This window comes from Tenacibaculum sp. 190130A14a, from assembly GCF_964048965.1.
In the GTDB taxonomy this organism is placed as follows: Bacteria; Bacteroidota; Bacteroidia; order Flavobacteriales; family Flavobacteriaceae; genus Polaribacter; species Polaribacter polynesiense.
This window is the reverse complement of sequence record NZ_OZ040189.1, coordinates 1,390,287-1,407,099: the sequence shown is the minus strand read 5'-3', so window position 1 is coordinate 1,407,099 and position 16,813 is coordinate 1,390,287. Positions and strand designations below refer to the sequence as shown.

22 protein-coding genes are annotated in these 16,813 nt (G+C 31.9%); 3 read left to right on the top strand and 19 right to left on the bottom strand.

All coding sequences use genetic code 11. From position 1 onward, the window contains the following. Window positions 1–41: 41 nt before the first annotated feature. The 3 genes from ABNT22_RS06870 to ABNT22_RS06860 all read left to right on the top strand — a co-directional run bounded on the left by ABNT22_RS06870 (window position 42) and on the right by ABNT22_RS06860 (window position 2,505). Complete coding sequence (locus tag ABNT22_RS06870) at window positions 42–1,097, top strand: alpha/beta hydrolase (RefSeq protein ID WP_348715218.1); 1,056 nt, start codon at window positions 42–44, stop codon at window positions 1,095–1,097. A gap of 84 nt (window positions 1,098–1,181) precedes the next feature. Next, a complete protein-coding gene (locus tag ABNT22_RS06865) occupies window positions 1,182–1,550 on the top strand; it encodes a hypothetical protein (protein WP_348715217.1) in 369 nt (122 codons plus the stop codon). Window positions 1,551–1,569: 19 nt separating this feature from the next. Next, window positions 1,570–2,505, top strand: a complete 936-nt coding sequence (locus ABNT22_RS06860; protein ID WP_348715216.1) for an AraC family transcriptional regulator — start codon at window positions 1,570–1,572, stop codon at window positions 2,503–2,505. On the opposite strand, the gene ABNT22_RS06855 is transcribed toward ABNT22_RS06860, so the two are convergent. The 19 genes from ABNT22_RS06855 to ABNT22_RS06765 all read right to left on the bottom strand — a co-directional run bounded on the left by ABNT22_RS06855 (window position 2,502) and on the right by ABNT22_RS06765 (window position 16,806). Further along, window positions 2,502–2,891, bottom strand: a complete 390-nt coding sequence (locus ABNT22_RS06855) for a nuclear transport factor 2 family protein (protein WP_348715215.1) — start codon at window positions 2,889–2,891, stop codon at window positions 2,502–2,504. The genes ABNT22_RS06860 and ABNT22_RS06855 overlap by 4 nt on opposite strands. 138 nt (window positions 2,892–3,029) lie before the next feature. Beyond that, on the bottom strand, window positions 3,030–4,055 hold the full coding sequence (locus ABNT22_RS06850) for an alpha/beta hydrolase (RefSeq protein WP_348715214.1): 1,026 nt from the start codon (window positions 4,053–4,055) through the stop codon (window positions 3,030–3,032). A gap of 6 nt (window positions 4,056–4,061) precedes the next feature. Beyond that, window positions 4,062–4,601 carry a nuclear transport factor 2 family protein gene (locus ABNT22_RS06845; protein ID WP_348715213.1) on the bottom strand — a complete coding sequence of 180 codons (540 nt, stop codon included), beginning with the start codon at window positions 4,599–4,601 and terminating at the stop codon, window positions 4,062–4,064. A gap of 1 nt (window position 4,602) precedes the next feature. Beyond that, on the bottom strand, window positions 4,603–5,127 hold the full coding sequence (locus ABNT22_RS06840; protein WP_348727271.1) for a nuclear transport factor 2 family protein: 525 nt from the start codon (window positions 5,125–5,127) through the stop codon (window positions 4,603–4,605). 221 nt (window positions 5,128–5,348) lie between these two features. Next, the gene (locus ABNT22_RS06835) at window positions 5,349–6,257 is read right to left on the bottom strand and encodes a helix-turn-helix domain-containing protein (RefSeq protein WP_348715211.1); all 909 of its coding nucleotides are present in this window, start codon (window positions 6,255–6,257) and stop codon (window positions 5,349–5,351) included. 80 nt (window positions 6,258–6,337) lie between these two features. Further along, window positions 6,338–6,640, bottom strand: coding sequence for a hypothetical protein (locus tag ABNT22_RS06830; protein WP_348715210.1), 303 nt, complete (start codon window positions 6,638–6,640; stop codon window positions 6,338–6,340). A gap of 121 nt (window positions 6,641–6,761) precedes the next feature. Further along, window positions 6,762–7,646: a nuclear transport factor 2 family protein gene (locus ABNT22_RS06825; protein ID WP_348715209.1), complete on the bottom strand. Its 885-nt coding sequence runs from the start codon at window positions 7,644–7,646 to the stop codon at window positions 6,762–6,764. Between the two features lie 187 nt (window positions 7,647–7,833). After that, window positions 7,834–8,688 (bottom strand): AraC family transcriptional regulator, encoded by an 855-nt coding sequence (locus ABNT22_RS06820; RefSeq protein WP_348715208.1) that lies wholly within the window; start codon window positions 8,686–8,688, stop codon window positions 7,834–7,836. 73 nt (window positions 8,689–8,761) lie between these two features. Beyond that, complete coding sequence (locus tag ABNT22_RS06815; protein WP_348715207.1) at window positions 8,762–9,184, bottom strand: hypothetical protein; 423 nt, start codon at window positions 9,182–9,184, stop codon at window positions 8,762–8,764. After that, complete coding sequence (locus ABNT22_RS06810) at window positions 9,174–9,749, bottom strand: hypothetical protein (RefSeq protein ID WP_348715206.1); 576 nt, start codon at window positions 9,747–9,749, stop codon at window positions 9,174–9,176. Before ABNT22_RS06810 ends, ABNT22_RS06815 begins: the two co-directional genes overlap by 11 nt. Window positions 9,750–9,846: 97 nt before the next feature. Next, the gene (locus ABNT22_RS06805; RefSeq protein WP_348715205.1) at window positions 9,847–10,392 is read right to left on the bottom strand and encodes a Crp/Fnr family transcriptional regulator; all 546 of its coding nucleotides are present in this window, start codon (window positions 10,390–10,392) and stop codon (window positions 9,847–9,849) included. A gap of 80 nt (window positions 10,393–10,472) precedes the next feature. After that, complete coding sequence (locus ABNT22_RS06800) at window positions 10,473–11,495, bottom strand: hypothetical protein (protein WP_348715204.1); 1,023 nt, start codon at window positions 11,493–11,495, stop codon at window positions 10,473–10,475. Window positions 11,496–11,515: 20 nt separating this feature from the next. Next, window positions 11,516–12,001 carry a hypothetical protein gene (locus ABNT22_RS06795; RefSeq protein ID WP_348715203.1) on the bottom strand — a complete coding sequence of 162 codons (486 nt, stop codon included), beginning with the start codon at window positions 11,999–12,001 and terminating at the stop codon, window positions 11,516–11,518. Window positions 12,002–12,076: 75 nt separating this feature from the next. Beyond that, window positions 12,077–12,619: a dihydrofolate reductase family protein gene (locus ABNT22_RS06790; RefSeq protein ID WP_348715202.1), complete on the bottom strand. Its 543-nt coding sequence runs from the start codon at window positions 12,617–12,619 to the stop codon at window positions 12,077–12,079. 17 nt (window positions 12,620–12,636) lie between these two features. Beyond that, window positions 12,637–13,680 (bottom strand): ArsO family NAD(P)H-dependent flavin-containing monooxygenase, encoded by a 1,044-nt coding sequence (locus ABNT22_RS06785; protein WP_348715201.1) that lies wholly within the window; start codon window positions 13,678–13,680, stop codon window positions 12,637–12,639. A gap of 22 nt (window positions 13,681–13,702) precedes the next feature. After that, the gene (locus ABNT22_RS06780; protein WP_348715200.1) at window positions 13,703–14,929 is read right to left on the bottom strand and encodes a PatB family C-S lyase; all 1,227 of its coding nucleotides are present in this window, start codon (window positions 14,927–14,929) and stop codon (window positions 13,703–13,705) included. A gap of 47 nt (window positions 14,930–14,976) precedes the next feature. Then, window positions 14,977–15,519 carry a sigma-70 family RNA polymerase sigma factor gene (locus tag ABNT22_RS06775; protein ID WP_348715199.1) on the bottom strand — a complete coding sequence of 181 codons (543 nt, stop codon included), beginning with the start codon at window positions 15,517–15,519 and terminating at the stop codon, window positions 14,977–14,979. Further along, window positions 15,491–16,663: an MFS transporter gene (locus ABNT22_RS06770; RefSeq protein WP_348715198.1), complete on the bottom strand. Its 1,173-nt coding sequence runs from the start codon at window positions 16,661–16,663 to the stop codon at window positions 15,491–15,493. Before ABNT22_RS06770 ends, ABNT22_RS06775 begins: the two co-directional genes overlap by 29 nt. Next, the gene (locus ABNT22_RS06765) at window positions 16,654–16,806 is read right to left on the bottom strand and encodes a hypothetical protein (RefSeq protein ID WP_348715197.1); all 153 of its coding nucleotides are present in this window, start codon (window positions 16,804–16,806) and stop codon (window positions 16,654–16,656) included. The genes ABNT22_RS06770 and ABNT22_RS06765 overlap by 10 nt, the downstream gene beginning before the upstream one ends. Window positions 16,807–16,813 lie beyond the last annotated feature (7 nt).

Sequence of the window (16,813 nt, the reverse complement as noted above, 5' to 3'; positions counted from 1 at the left end):
TATTCTAAATTTGCACTGTAATTCATTAACAATCAAAAAGAATGAAACAAATTATAGCAATATTTAGCGTCATTACTCTTGCAACAAGTTGTAAACAAAACCAAGAGCAAAAAAACATAACAGACAATACCATAACAAGTAAAACAACGAATACCATGGAAAATTTAAAGGCAGGAAAAAACAGTATAACATTCACATCATTTGGAGTACAATTAGCAGGTGATTTATATCTACCAGAAGGGTTTGACCCAAACAAAAAGTACAAAGCAATTGTAAGTGCGAGTCCGTTTCCACAAGTTAAAGGACAAGTTATGGCAACCTATGGACCAGAAATGGCAGCAAGAGGTTTTGTTTTCTTAGGGTTTGATTATCTAGGAATGGGAGATTCTCCAGCATTACCAGGAGAGCATAAAAAATCTAGATATATGTTTAGATTAATAGAAAATACTTGGGACGCGGTATCTTATTTAGGAACATTACCTTTTGTAGAAGAGATTAACGGATTAGGTGTTTGTCAGGGTGGTTCTATTATCGCATCGGCTGCAGTTACCGACCATAGAATGAAGAAAATTGCCATGGTTTCTGGTATGATGGCAGCAGATGGTTTTCAATGGTTAGGGAAAGAAGTTACCAACCCTATGATAGCAGCTGCTAATGCGTCTAAGCAAAAGCAATATGAAACTGGGAAACCCGATTATCACGCTCCATTTGGATTGGACGATGAGATGACAAAGAAAGAATTTGTTGCAGCAGCAGCTTATCCAGCAATGGCCGGAGAAACGTATAGTTACTACGGAAAAGACGGTGTAAAAGGTCCAGGAACTGTTAAAAACGCTTCAAACATACATATTGCTGACCAAGCGATGCAGTCATTAATTTCTATCGGAGAGGCTTATGCTGATAAAATTGTACAACCTAGTTTAGTCATATATGGTACCAATGCATCTACTGCTCCTTGCTCTACGAAGTTTATAGCAAAACTTACCAATGATAACACGACAATAGCATTTGATGAGTTTAGTCATGTAGATTTCTACTACAAACCAGAAGCGGTTAAAGCATCAACCGATGCAGTAGCAAAGTTCTTTAATAAATAACAGCCCTTTTTATTACTTCATACTATCGCTAGAACCTTTTGTTTTGTTTAAACTCAACAAAAGGTTCTTTTAAAAGAGTTCAATATGACTATACAAGAATTAGAAAAACTAGTACAAAGCAAAAAAGTGCATCAAATTAGATGTGGAGATCATCACTTTATAGACATTACCATTGTTGCAACTGAAGGACGTTTTTTTGTACGTCAATATAAATTCGGAAAAAGGAGTTGGTACGATGCCTTCTTAATAAACCCAAGTGGCGCTATGAAGATTGGTAATCTAGAAATAGAAATTGACGGCGTAGTTCCTCATGACCTGGAAGAAGTAAACCCTAAAGTTAACAAGGCATATCGAAAATTACTAGGGCTGCTTTATCCTGCAATGCGATTGACATACAACACCCAAAAACATGAGGCTTCTACCTTGGAATTAATTCCTAAAATAATATCGTAACTTTAAAGAGTAAATACATATGAAAATGCCCATTTTAAAATTTAATACGATATCAGAATTTCATAGACATTTTGATTTGCCAGATTCTGAAAATCCACTTTTCAGTGTATTACATACTGAGCTAGAAGAAGGTGAGCGAACTAAATGTGATTCGTATGCTCTTGACGAACCTATGACCTTATCTTGCAATTTTTATAGTATTAGTTTTAAAAACATTATTTCTGGTGAATTGTCTTATGGACGTACCAAATATGATTGTACTAATGGAACTATGTTGTTTACTGCACCAAATCAATCATTAACCTTTAAGGATATGGTGTTTAGTTCTGAAAGTTATCATATCTCCTTTCATAAAGATTATATACGTAGTTTAGATATTTATGAAAAAATAAAGGCTTATAATTTCTTTAATTATAATGTTAATGAGGCATTGCATTTATCTCCTAAAGAGGAACAGATTATAAAAGACATTTTTAAAAACATTAAAGAAGAGTATCAAAGCAATCAAGACGAGTTTAGTAAAGAGATTCTTATTTCTCAATTGGAAACTTTACTAAAATATGCGGATCGATTTTACAAGAGGCAATTTCTCAATAGAACGGATGATAACAAGATTTTGATTACCAAATTTAAAGAAGTATTAAACTCTTATTTTGAACAAAATTTATTTGCAGAAGAAGGTATTCCATCAGTTGATTGGATGGCTGCTCAATTAAATGTGAGTCATCGCTATATGAGTGACACCATTAAAGCTGAAACCGGAAAAACTGCAATAGATCAGATTAATTTGTTTTTAGTTGAAGAAGCAAAAGGCTTATTATTAAATCCGAATCTTTCTATATCAGAAACCGCTTATAAATTAGGATTTGAGTATCCTGCATATTTTACAAGAGTATTTAAAAAAAAGGTAGGTATGAGTCCTAAAGAGTATATTAAGACTCATTCCTTAAATTAATTTTTCAGCTGACTTACTAACTGTCTTGCAATCACCGTATCATATATAATGGTTAGTTTATCTATTCTATTTTGAGTATCAAACTCAATGATATCTACTACATCAAACATTACTTTTTCATTGTTTTTTAGCGTCCACTTATAAGTAAAATAAAGCGCCAATTGACTCGAATCTTCCTCCTGAAAAATCCCCTTTACAAAAAGTTCAGAATTAGAAGTATCATTTGCCAACTCATTATAAAAATCACTCGCTTTTTTAATACCGTATAAAGGTGATTGTACCATTCCTTTATCACTAAATAAGGAAATAACCTTCTCTACCTCTCCATTTTCTAAAAACTCTATGTACTTATTAGCGACTTTTTTTCGTAATATATAGTCTTTCAAATTATTTATCTTTTTATTTAATATCAAAAACGAAAATTAATAAAATTTACGTTTTAAGTAAAGGGATTTTAACTTTAAAAAAAGTTATAAAAAATGATATTTGATTATTATTGCCAACAAACACCATTTTTATATTCTTTATTCTAAAACTCTCTGAAAAAACGCACTTGTTTTTTCTACAGCTAACTTCACTTCTTTTTCTTGGTCGTAAAAAGCAAATTGATGCATTGGAGAAGCTAATTCTGTTGCTACCCAAACCAACTCTTTATCTTCTGAAGAAACTTCTTCAAAATATTTCTTAGTATAATCTGGTAATACACAACCATCAGAATGTACCATAAACAAAGGTTTATTTAGCTTTGCAGCAGATGGAAACGGATCTAACTTTAACCAATCTTCCCAAGTAGCTACGGCAAATTGATCTGCACTCCATTCTGGAATTGCTCCTCTTTCTGGATTTAAATAATAATCAAACTCCCCAAACATCGCTGCAGTAGTATCTGTAGTTGAAATTGCTTTGATATAAGTAAACTCACCTGTTTCTGCATATTTCTTTTTAGCTGCTTGTGCAGCTTCAATTCGTTGTTTAACACCTTCTTCCCCTCCATAAAACAATTTTACAGCTTCTCCATCATGTAACCAAGACGCTGTTGTAGCAACCGCTTTGATATCGTCATCTTCAGAAGCTGCCATTAAGTTATACATAGCACCAGCACATACACCAAAAGCCCCAATTTTATCCTCGTCTACCTCTGGTAAGCTTTTTAAAAAGGCTACTGCGTTTTTTATATCCTGAATCTTCATTTCTGGATTCTCCCAAGCTCTTGGTAACCCTTCACTTTCTCCATAATTTCTATAATCAAAGGCCAATGTTATAAATCCGTTTTCTGCAAATCGTTTTGCATATAATCCTGCCATTTGTTCTTTTACGGTTGTCCAACTTCCTGAAGAAACAATTGTAGGGTATTTTTTACCTTTTTCAAAATTTGCTGGATAATATAAATTTCCGACTAAGTTTAATCCTTCACTTTTAAAATTGACTTTTTTCATGGTTACTTCTTTATTTTTAGATTTCTTTAATGCTGTTTGTTCTGTATGCTTTTTTTCTGTTTTACCGCAGGCACTTAATAGAACGACTGTGGCTAATACAAGTATTTTTTTCATTTCTTACTATTTGATTTTATCGATTAATCCAAAACCTTTGGCAGCAGTAATTGGATTAAAAATTTCTACATACTCTATTATTTTTCCTTCTTCATTGAATTTAAAGGTTGAATAATAATCGTTACTATATACTCCTTCTCCATTCTTTAATTGAATGTTTCCTTTGTATTTTACAAAAACAATATTCGGGTCTTCCATCGCATATATTTCCTCTATTGGAAATGTCATTCCGTCAAAATTTGGAAATACTGGCTCCCAATAATTTTTAATTGCTTCTTTACCATTTGCTCCCTTAGGAAATATCCCTGAATGATAAGGATTGATATGTTTTGCGTCTTCAGCAAATAAATTGGCTACAGTCTCGGCATTTTCTGCTGTTAAAGCATCATAAAATGCTCTTACAGTTGCTTTATTTTTTCTGGCTTTGTTGGCTGTCATTTGGTACTTTTTTAATTGGTTTTGTTGCTGTACTACTTTATCTGATAGTTCCTTGTTAGTACAGGATAAAAAGAATGTTATTGTTACTAAGGTGAATAGCTTTTTCATTTTAGTTTGCTTTTACATTTTCAATTGCCTTCTCAATTAGCTTCCCATTCCCCTCTTGGTATTTATAGTTAAAAGTCATCGAAGTAATCTTCCAGTTGTTATCTATTTTTTCTAGATTAAAATCATATGTTCCTACAACCGTCCATACACTTCCATTTTCATCTTCTATAAAATGTGTGGCAGTTCCGTAACAAAAAGAATGGGCTCTACTTCCATTACTTTCGGTAATAAAATTTCCTAATTGATGATGTGTATAAGTAAAACCAGGTAATACTGTTTTCCAACCTGAAGTAATTTCGGTTGGTGAAACTTCCGAAGCAGGATTTCCAGTCATAGAGGAATAATCTAAATTCACTTTTGAAGCAAATTGCTTTTCAACTTCACTCCAATTTCGCTCATCAGAATTGACGAACATTTTAATTACAGTTTCTTGTATTGCTATAGTTTCGTTCATAATTGTATGAGTTTTTTGTGATTGACATCCGAACAAGGATAGTATTAGTATAAAAATTGTTATTGCTCTCATATCATTTGTTTTGATGATACAAAGGTCTGACAGCTTTTCTCGTAAAAGTTTATAGAATCAAATCAAGAAGTATAAAAAACAAAGAAAGGGAGGAAATCTTTGTTTTAAATAAGGGTTCAAAGGAATTCTGTAACAAGAAGTTTAGTTACATAGAAAAGTTCTCGATACATTTTCACTTCGTAAAAACACTCAAACTGACAACTGCATGTCTTCAATAAAATCTAACTATTCTTTCTAAATGAATTGGGAGTTTGTCCAATATGTTTTTTAAAAAAACTATTGAAATTATTGGGAGCACTAAAATGTAATGAATAGGCAATTTCTTTAATACTCATTTGTGTTTGCAGTAAACGAGATTTAGCCAAACGAAGAATATGATTGTTAATATGCGCCTTTGCAGTATGACCTGTTATTTGTTTTACTGTAGCGTTTAAATGATTTGGGTGAATTGCTAATAACTCAGCATAGTAACTTGGTGAGTGCGTTCTTTTAACTACCAAAGTGTTTTCATAAAAACTTGTTTCTATTAAGGTTTGAAATCTCGATAATAAGTTGACATCTGCTTTTCGGAAAGCAATTTCAGCATCTTGTTTGGTTACTTGCACATTAAAGAATCGTCTTACAAAATTCAACAATACCAAAACCTGCGCTTCTATTATAAGAGGTGAATCTTTCTTTAAATTTTGCTGTTCCTCATAAATCCCTTCATATATCGTTAGCAATTTAGAAACCTCTTCTGGCTTTACTTCAAAAGGAATGGATTGATCTATTTTTAAAAATGGAAACTCACTTAGTAGTTGTTGTAAGTGTTTTGATTGTGTAATAAATTCTTTTGAAAACATTAAATAATACCCTTCCCAATCAGGCAAAATATCCCATGAAATTAATTGAAATGGCGTATTAAAAAATACAGTAGCTCCTTCTGGAAAATTGGTATGATGTCCAGAAATTGCTTTTCCAGAACCTTCTACCTTTATTGCTATTGCATAAAACTCGTGCTTAAAAGAAGGCATTTTAGCAACCACCGTTGGCATGTTTTCCTCAAAAGTTCGAATATCAAAATAAGCTTGTTTTGGAGCTGGTATTTGAATAGCCTTGCAATAATCTGATATCGTTTTGAAGTGTTGCATTACTCAAATGTACGGTTTCTTCTAAAATTACTACATAAAAAAATCCTGTTCTAAACAGGATTCATATCTAAGTATACTTCTTATTTCACAGTATAACGTTTCATTATCAGTGTAGTTGGATTTATCATATTGGCAAACTTAGCCACTGATGTATCTTTCATAAACTTTTGCATAGACTTTTCTGCATCTTCATTTGTTTCCCAATAAACGACCACTACAACTTCATTATTCTCTTCTGAAAAACCACTTTCTCTTCGAATAAACCCTTTTTGGTTACTCGTATATCTCTCTTCTACTTTTGCGTCTTCTTCCCAATAGTCATTTTTATCAATCGTGTTTTTGTATTGAAAAGTAGTTACTTCTATAACATATGGTTTCTTCATTGTTTCTTTATTTTGTTGACAGCTAAAACACCCTATACAGACTAAAACTAATAGTAAATTTCTTAGATTCTTTTTAAGAAAAAACCTCAACATTCTTAATGTCGAGGCTTTTATAAAATATTTAGAACTTACCATTTTCATGTGCCATTTTCACTGGAATTTCTTGAATCACATCCCAGTGCTCCACAATTTTTCCATCTTTTACTCTAAACAAATCATAAAAGGCTTGTGGCTTTCCTCCCCACTCTCCTTCACTCATGGTTAATACAAAGTTTCCTTCTCCTAAAACTTTATGTACTTTCTTGTATATAAACATATTGTTTTGAGAAGTTAAATAGGTAATAGCTTCATTTAATCCTTCTAAACCGTCTTTTACTAACGGATTGTGCTGATCATATTGTTCTGTACTAACATATTCTGTAATTTTTTCTGGAGCATTACCAAACAATACATCATCTACAAACTTTTTAACCAATTCTTTATTAGCATCTGTTTTATCTAGATCTGTTACTTCAGTTGGACCATCTACTTGTGATCTTCCACTAGCAGTTTGCACTACTTTAGGAGTTAAATTATCCCAATGCTCTGCTACTTTACCGTCTTTCATTCTCCAAACATCAAAAGCTACCATTTCCTTTCCTCCAAATGCTTCTGCATTGTCATACGAATTGTGTAATACAATAAAGTCTCCATCTTGTAATATTCTATGCGTGGTCGATGTAGTACCTGCGTTTTTTAACGGTTCTAAAAACCCTAAAACCGGCTCTCTTCCTGTTGGTACATGCGGATTATGCTGAATATAATCTTCTGTAAAGTATTTTTTAATTCCATCTGCACTATATTCCTTAAAAAAAGCATCCTGTGCTTTTAATGCTGTTTCTTTTAAACTTTCTTTTTTGACTTCCATATTGGTTGTTTCTTTTGGTTGTTTTGATTCTGTTTTTTGTCCTGTTTTACAAGCTGCTAACAAAGCTATTCCTGTTGCGATTACAATTGCTTTTTTCATAATTGACTTTTAATTGATTGATTTCTTATGATATCCTCTAACTGATTTTTAAATTGAAAAGCTACCTTAACTACCGAAAAGGCAGCTCTAATCAATCATAAACTAAAAATCAATTAAAGTTTATTTACAGGTACAAAATTATAGACAAGTGCTATTTCTGAAGATATCTAATACAGATTAAAAACTATCATTTTGATAACCTATATTGATTTGGAGGAGTTCCTACTTTCAATTTAAACAGTCGGATTAAATTATTAGGTTCAGAAAAGTTTAAATCGTAGGCTATTTCTGATATAGTTTTAGTAGAATGAATTAATTGTGTTTTTACTTCTGAAATAATGCGATCTTTTATCATTTCTGTTGCGGTAACATTGAATTGTTTTTTAACAGATTGATTCAAGGTTATTCTACTCACATTTAGTAAAGAAACATAGTCATTTACCTTATGTTTATGTCGATAGTTTTGTTCTAAAGCTTCTTTAAACAAGTAAGCATTGTTATTTAATTGAGTTTCACTATCCAATTGATATTTCTCACAAAATACACGATTCATTTTAATTAAAATATAATACAACAGCGCTCTCAAAATATGTCTTGAATCACTTTTAAAATTGATTATTTCATTTTGAATTTCATTGAAAATCGTATGATTAAAGATAGAAAGTAATTCTTCTGATTCGAAAGTTGTAAGTACACTTTTATTGTAAAAATATTGAAGTCGGTACACAAATAGTTTATCTGAGAAAAAATTGGCTAAAAACTCCTTTTCAAAAATAACTGCCCATCCTTTTACTTTGTTTTCATCTACAACCCAACTTCTTTTTTGATAAGGAGACACAAATAAAAACAGCCCCTTTCTCAGTAATATCTTTTCTCCATCCAACACCACATACCCATCGGCTTCATCATAAAAGAATATTTCAAAAAAATCAGTATCATGGACTTCTTCAGTTAAAAGAAACTCGTTATTTTCTTCTATCTTAAAAAAGTCCATTGCCAATGGACGATCATACTTATATTTATCAAAGGCAATTGTTATCATTTTGATAACCTAAAATTACACTTTTACATCAAATAAACAAAACCCTGCCATTGCAGAGTTTTATTAATTCTTTTTAAAAAGGTTTTAAATCAGGTTCTTTAAATATGCTTTTTGCTTCTTCTGATTCAAAAATATTATAACTATAATGTTTCATAATGAGGTCCTTGAAATTTGTTTGTAACCTTGAGTTCTCATTGATAAATTCTTTAAATTTTTTAGTTTTTGATCGCTTCATAAAATGATCAATTGCTCTCATTGCCACAATCGTAACCGTTCGATTATATAAGTCCTGTACTCCATTATACTTACCAAAATTTAAAAGTTGTTTTTCAACTTCTTCCTCCGCTTTTTTTAATCCTAATTTATTTATTAAAATCCACCCCAATCGCAAATGCGCTTCGTGATTAAATAACTTTGGATTTAAATTACAGTTTGCCAATTGCTGAGAAAACTCTGTATCAGAAAAAGTATAATGGGTGTTTATATTATTTTCCATTCTCTAACTGCTTTTTAATATTGTTTATATAACGTTGTACTACTTTCACCAAGTAACCTTTTTTCACAAACATGCTTACTAACTTTTCTCCTTTTTCATACAAACCTGCATTGTATTCTATCCATCTAATTTTGGTGGTATTTTCTTTTTCTCCTGGTGTACAGAAAATATCTATACGTTGAACTTCAAAATCATCCCAAGTAATAAAATATTGAATATGTCCTTTTTTAGGGTTGTATTTTGTTACTTTCAAAAAAACATCTAAATCATCATACTTAGAGAACTCTATGCGCCCTTTTAATGAACCATCTTCTCCCTCTTTTAATAGTATCGGATTCCATTTACTATATAACAGCGAACGCCCTTGTGGTTCAAATAATGGAAATACTTTTGCTACCGGAAATTCAATTGTTTCTTGATATTCTTTTTTAAAACCTACCGTAGGAAAATTAGTAGGTTGTGCTAATGAATTGGCATTTGTTTCTGAGGCAAAACTTCCATGTCCATGTTGCCCACATGAAGTTAAACCAACTAACATTGCAACTGCTAAAATCAAATTTTTCATAAATACATTTCTTATAATTAAACTTTGTTTCAGCAAAATTATAATCATGAAATATGGCATTCATCAACATTTGTTGAGAAGTGAGCTTACGATAAAGTTAAAGTGATTTTTTATTTGAATTTTCAACAAATTTCTTTCTAGCACGGCTTAGCTGAGTTGGAGTAATTCCTAGATAATTTGCAATATAATAATTGGGTACGCGATTAATTAAGCTTGGGTATTCTTTTAAAAACAGTTCATACTTCTTTAATGAGTTTAAGTTTAAAAGTGACACTAATCTTGACTGTAATTGTTGATTTAATTTTTGAAATTCCCTGGTAATAACTTCTGTAATTTCTCTATCCTTATTTACATTAGCCATCACCTCTAAATAATTAGCTACTGAAACGTCGCAGTCTTCTAAAGTTTCAATGGTGAATGTCATTTTTCCATTTGGAAGAAAACTCCCTACAATCAAATCACCTTCTTGATAGAAATGAGTTGTTATTTCATTACCATCTATATCATATTCAAAACCTCTCATTACTCCTTTAAGCAATTGACCTATAACCGTACAAACCTTTCCTTGCTTCATAAAAAAATCTCCTTTCTGAAACTTGAGTATTTCGTGTAGTTGTTCGTTTGTACTTTTATTTTCTGACATACTTCAAAAATAAAAAAACTAATCCATGCAAGTAATTTTCTCGCAAGGATTAGCTTTTAAACTTTTCTTAAAATTTAGATTTAAAGATTCTCTTGTACTCCTAACACTATTCGTTCTATGATTTTTTTGGCTGTGGTTAAACTCGACAAATCTTTATAAATAATACCGTTTTGTCCAGAATGATGACCATGCCCAACTAGATCCATTAAATAATAATTCTTATCATCATTCATATTTACTTTTGTTTCAAAAATTATAGAGGGCTGTCCTAATTGTCCTGTTCCATTGTGAAATACCTTATCATCAGGAAAATCATATGCTGAGTAATATTCATTATCATCAAAAGCTACATTAATTTCTATCTTTAATGTAAACTCCTTCAACTTATTAACAGAGGTTAGCAATTGAAAATTATCCGTTATGGTGGCTCCCGTAATCGCATCTGGTAAAGGTTGATTACTTGGAGGCACAAACAATCCATCTGTATATTTCACTCCTCTTTTATGCGACCAAACAGGCAACGCATTTACTCTTCTATAATCACCTGATGCATTTTTAATTTCATCGAAATCTTTAAAATTCTCTTTACTTCTTCCTCCAAAAAACAATCCTTTTGCTGTTGCTTTTGAAACAAAGAGTGTTTCTTTATAGTTTCCTTCGGTATCTTCGATCCAAATAGCCATTTGCGGATGCCAATAATGCTCTGAACGTAAAACATCAATAGATAATTGAATATCTTTTAATGTATTCATCTCTACCAACTCAAAAACGGTACGGTTAAGTTCTTTTTCACTTGTTGCTTTCTGCTTAGCTCCAAAGTCCATAAACTTATTTAAAGGATACATTTGATAGTATCCTGCAAAAAACACCAATACACCAATTAGCACTATAAACAGCGGTAACTTTCCTTTGAGATATAAGATAAATGAGCGAAAATTGTTTTTTAAATGGAAAACTACCCCAAAAGTAAATAGTACTCCAAACACTGTATGTAAAGTCGCTGTATGGTTCGAATAAGGTTGAAAAAAGGATAAAACGCCTGTAACAAATAATACAACAAAACTTACAGCAATAGATAAACTTATGAGTTTTCTAAAAGTCATTTTTTATGTAATTCTAGCTTTTACAAATAGGCTTTCAATTCTTTTATTCTATTATCTAAATAGGCTACTTGCTTTGCTTTATTACTAGGCAACTTAAAAGTTGAAGTTTTGAACTTTGTTTTACTAGCAAACTCTTTTTCAATTAACTTAAGCTCTCTCACAATAATTTGTAAACTCTTCTCCTCGTTTTCTCCAACGATTCCATGGATATCGTACGAACGTTGAGCAAAAACTGGAGTTTTAGATTGCTCCATTTGCGCTTTTAACCCAATTAAATTTTCTCTTAAAGATGAAATTACTTTTGCTTCACCAAACTTGGTTTTAGCTCCTCTACAACTAGAAGGCAAACATCCAGAAGTACTTTCTTCAGCTACTTTCTCTGTATTACATGCGGCCTTGTCTTTTTTCTCATCACAACAAGCCGTTTGCGCTAATACATTTGTTGTAAAAAGAGTAAAGAAACTTACTGCAATTGCAAATACTGTTGGTTTAAATTTAAATGTCATCGTTTTTTAGGTTTTAATAATTAAACATTGATTCTACCTGATAAGACGATGACATTCTAAAATGATGCAGAAATTTTATGATTTCACTCTTTTAAAGTGATTTTGCACCACTTTATCTAAATATATTGTAGTGTGTATACATTCAAAATGTAGCCTATTTGGTAAATTTGAAAACAAGGATATTCCTTCTCCTAATAGTACTGGTATCTTTGTTATAATCATTTCATCTATCAAATCTTCTTTTAAAAAACTCTGGATCACCTTTCCTCCATCTATATAAAGAGCATAACATTCTTTATTATGAATCTGCTCTAAAACTTCGGTTAAAGTTCCTTTTACTAAAAACACTTTTTTTTTCAGATTTTCAGGTACATCAGACAGTGTATTACTTAACACAAACACAGGTTTCTGATAGGGCCAATCGATACCAAAACCCAGCACCGTTTCATAGGTTGTTCTTCCTATTACAATAGCATCCACTGAAGATGTAAATTCATGATATCCCATATCTATATTATCTGGATTAGGTATTTCATGAAGCCAATCTATGTTTCCATTTTTATCGGCTATAAACCCGTCTATACTTGTTGCTATAAAAACCTTGTTACTTTTTTGCATTTGTTTTTTTATGCAAGTTATGATAAAAATTCTGTTATTTCTTTTACAGTTTGTCTTGCTGTTTTTCCTACTCCGTAAATGGTAGCCGAAGCAAAACCGGTCCAGCTTCCATAACCCACCAACCATAAATTCGGTTCTTTTACTGAGCGAGTATACTGCGTTTCTATCTTGTTATTTCTAATGATATTTAGTGTATCTAAATGTCTTAAACTCGCTTTAAATCCTGTACACCAAATTACCACATCAAAAGGCTCTTGTGTTCCATCTTTCCAAATAACACCTTCCTTATAAAATGATTTGAATGGTCTTTTCGTATGTAACACTTTCCTATCTCTTGCTTCTTTTACACTTTCAACCATTACAATACTACTTAAAGACGCCTTTCTTTTGGAAGGTTGTTCCGTTGACTTTCCTAAAAACTTCTGCGTTGCTTGGTTAAACAAATAACGACCATCTATATCATCAGGTAAAAAATGAGGTTCTTCTAAAGTGATCCATTGGGTACTAGCAACTCTAGAGACCTCTGCCAATATCTGCGCACCTGAGTTACCTCCTCCAACAATTAACACTTTCTTTCCCAAAAGATCACTTGAATCTCTATAATTAACCGAATGTAACTGCTCTCCTTCAAATTCTCCTACATTGGCATAGTCTGGTATAAATGGTTCTTGAGCTGTCCCCGTGGAACTTACTAAGGTTTTGGTATAAAAATCTCCTTGATTCGTGCTTATTTTGAATATTCCTTCTTCTTTATGAACACTTACAACCTTTGTATTTCTTCGAATAGGAAAATTATATCGCTGTTCATACTGCTCTAAATAATTAATAAATTCATTCTTAGTCGGATACTCATGTTCACTTTTAGGCATCATCCAACCAGATAATGAGCTATACTCTGTTGGTGAAAATAGTTTCAAACTATTCCAAGTATGTAACCATGCTCCACCAGGTTTCGCTTGGTTATCCAACACCAAATATTCAAGCTTTGAACGACGTAAAAAATAGGCTACCGAAAGTCCTGCTTGACCACCACCAATTACAATTGTATCGTAGATTTTCATTTACTAAATAATACAGGTGATTTTAACAAGAACAAGTCGAACTAGCTTCTTCATTTTCATTGAAATTCTCATCTACCCCATTATCAATAGCTTTTTTTAACTGACCAAATACCTTTTGTATTGTTTCTAAAGGAGATGCAATATTCATTCTCATAAACTGTGTATGTGAACTTTCAAACCAACTTCCTGGTGCCAAAGCTAATTTTGCTTGCTTCACTATAACATGCTCTAGTGCTTTATCTGATAGTCCTAACTCTCTAAAATCTAACCAAATTTGGTAGGTTCCTTCAGGAGTAAATAGTTTTACTTGAGGTAATTCTTTTTCAAGAAAGGTTTCAATCCAGCTCAAGGTGTTTTCTAGATAACTCAATAATTCATCCAACCATTTTTCTCCTTTGGTATAAGCCGCAATAGTTGCATTTCCTGCAATAATACTTCCATGATCTAAATACATAGAAGACACTACTTTCTTTATTTTCTCGTGTATTGCTTCATTCTTTATATAGAGATACCCATTAGAAATACTTTGCATTCCAAATGTTTTCGCCGGAGACCCTAAAATAACAATATGATTATCACTTTCGTTTAATGATGCTATACTATGAAATGTAGCTTTAGCATATACAATATCGGAATGTATCTCATCACTAATAATCGTAACACCATAAGCATTTGCTAACCGAACTAATTCTTCTAGTTCTTCTTTTCTCCATACGCGTCCTACTGGATTGTGTGGGTTACATAACAAAAACAATTTAACCGCTTCTTCTTTAAAATTATTCTCAATTGTTGCTAAATCCATTCGGTATTTTCCTTCTACTATTTTCAAAGGATTTGCTACTACTTTTCTACCGGTAGATTTAATAACATTTGCAAACTGATGATACACCGGTGTTTGTATCATAACACCTTCTCCTTTATTGGTCAACTCTTTAATTAGCACAGCTATTCCGGTTAATACACTTGTTACCTGTACAAATGATTCAGGGTTTAACTTCAATTGATGACGTTTTACATTCCAATCAATAATGGCTTTATAAATTCCTGTAGTGTTAAATTCATAGGCGTATATATTTCTGTCTATCAATTCTTGTAGTGCTTCTTTTATAGGCACAGCAACTTCAAAATCCATATCTGCAATCCAAAGAGGTATTACATCTGTAGTACCGAACATTGAGGTTAACATTTCTGGATTACTCTTTACAAAAGAGTGTTTATAGTTGGTTTTAACTGTATCGAATGAATTCATTATTTATTTTTTTATTTGAGACGATCGTATATGAGAATGATGCATTCTTAATCGCACGATGTTGTTTTGTTACACCCAGTTTTAGATTCGTACTCCATAATACTTCCTTTTCCTCCTTGTAAAACGGTACAGCATCCATCAATTAGTTCTTTTAATTTTTTTCTTCCACGTTGTATTTTAGAACGTACAGTTACATAATTCATATTCAACTGTTCCGCAATTTCTTTTTGAGGGATTTCTTTTAATTCCGACAAGACTAACAATTCTTTATACTCTTCTGGTAATTGCTCTATAAAAGCCTTTACACAAGTGCTTAATTCTTCCCCAGCATCTTCTGAAGATTCATAGTTCATATAGGTGTCTTCTTCTATCGTATTTGTTTCTACATGTTTTTTTCGATAGTAATCTGTAATAGTATTTTTTGCAATTGTATATACCCAACTTTTCAAATTAGTTACAGGCTCTTTAGTAGACTTTGCCAACTTAAAAAATACATCTTGTGTTAAATCTTCAGCATCTTCTTGATTACGAACACGCTTTTTAACGTAACCTAATAAAGGATTATATAGTTGAACGATTTGTTGTTGCATTTTGAATAATATAAATGATGAATAAGATAGTTAAAGTTATTGATAAAATTAAAAAAAGTGTTTGCACTCCTAAAGCATTTACAAGTATAATTCCAATAAAAGCTCCCAGTGCAGCCCCTAAATCCCACCAAGTACTAACACTTGAAATTGCTTGCAATGAATTTTTGTTTTCTTTTTGTTGTTCTATAGCCACCAATGGAGAAAATGTAACTACCATTGTGTTAAATAAGAAAGCTACAATGATTCCTACTATTGGGAAACCTACCACAATTAACAGCAAAGCGAATATTACACATATTACCCCTACAGAAAACAATATACTCGGTTGAATTTTTATAGAAAGTACTCCACTTAAAATGGAGAATAACAAAGTAAATAGTTTTTTAAGGAATAAGTAAAATGCTACTAAAATTAGGACTTCAGATATTTCCATAGTGCTCCCTATCAAATTAGACAAGGCCACTACCATAATACCATCAACTGTGAGAGACATTAGAAAAACTAATATATTTATGGTACTTGGATAAAATGTTTGTTTGGTATTTACTGCTTTTGATTCTGATGGAATGCTCGGTAATGTAAAAGCCAATAGAATACCAATTAAGCTAAGACTAGCTATAACAAAAAGCCCTTTTTGAACCCCTGCAGCCGCTATTAAATAAGATCCGAACCACAATACAAACAAACTTCCTAAAGATTTTATGGCTGTGGTAAGTCCGAATGCCAACCCTGCATTCTTTTCAGATTTGGATGCGTAATTTAACGTAGCGATTTTTAATCCAGAATAACTCAATCCCCATAAAACTCTTGCTATTAAAAATAGTACCGCTCCTAATTTCAATCCATATACAAATGTGGTTAACGTTGCCAACATCGAAGTTGCAATAAGCATCTTCTTCATTCCTATTTGATTAATTAAGTTAGCGATGTGTGTATTTGAAATGATTCTTACAAATCGATTGATAGAAAGTAAAATTCCAATAAACAAAGCTGAGAATCCCAATTCAGCACCATATACCGGTAATAATGGATATAGAATAGCATCTCCTAAACCTGCAAAAGCCATTACCCAACTAGAACGTAAAGCTCCTCTAAAAGAGGAGCTTTGTTTTTTATATGTTATTCCTTTTGTTGTTAACAACATCCACCACCTGTTTGTGGTTTTTCATTTACTTCTAGTGAAGCTCCACAAGTATTTTGAGCTGTTGTAACTTTTACAGGAACCGTTCCACAACATCCTCCTCCTTGCATTGTTTTTTCTTCTCTCTTATTATTTCTTGTTTTCATGTATTCT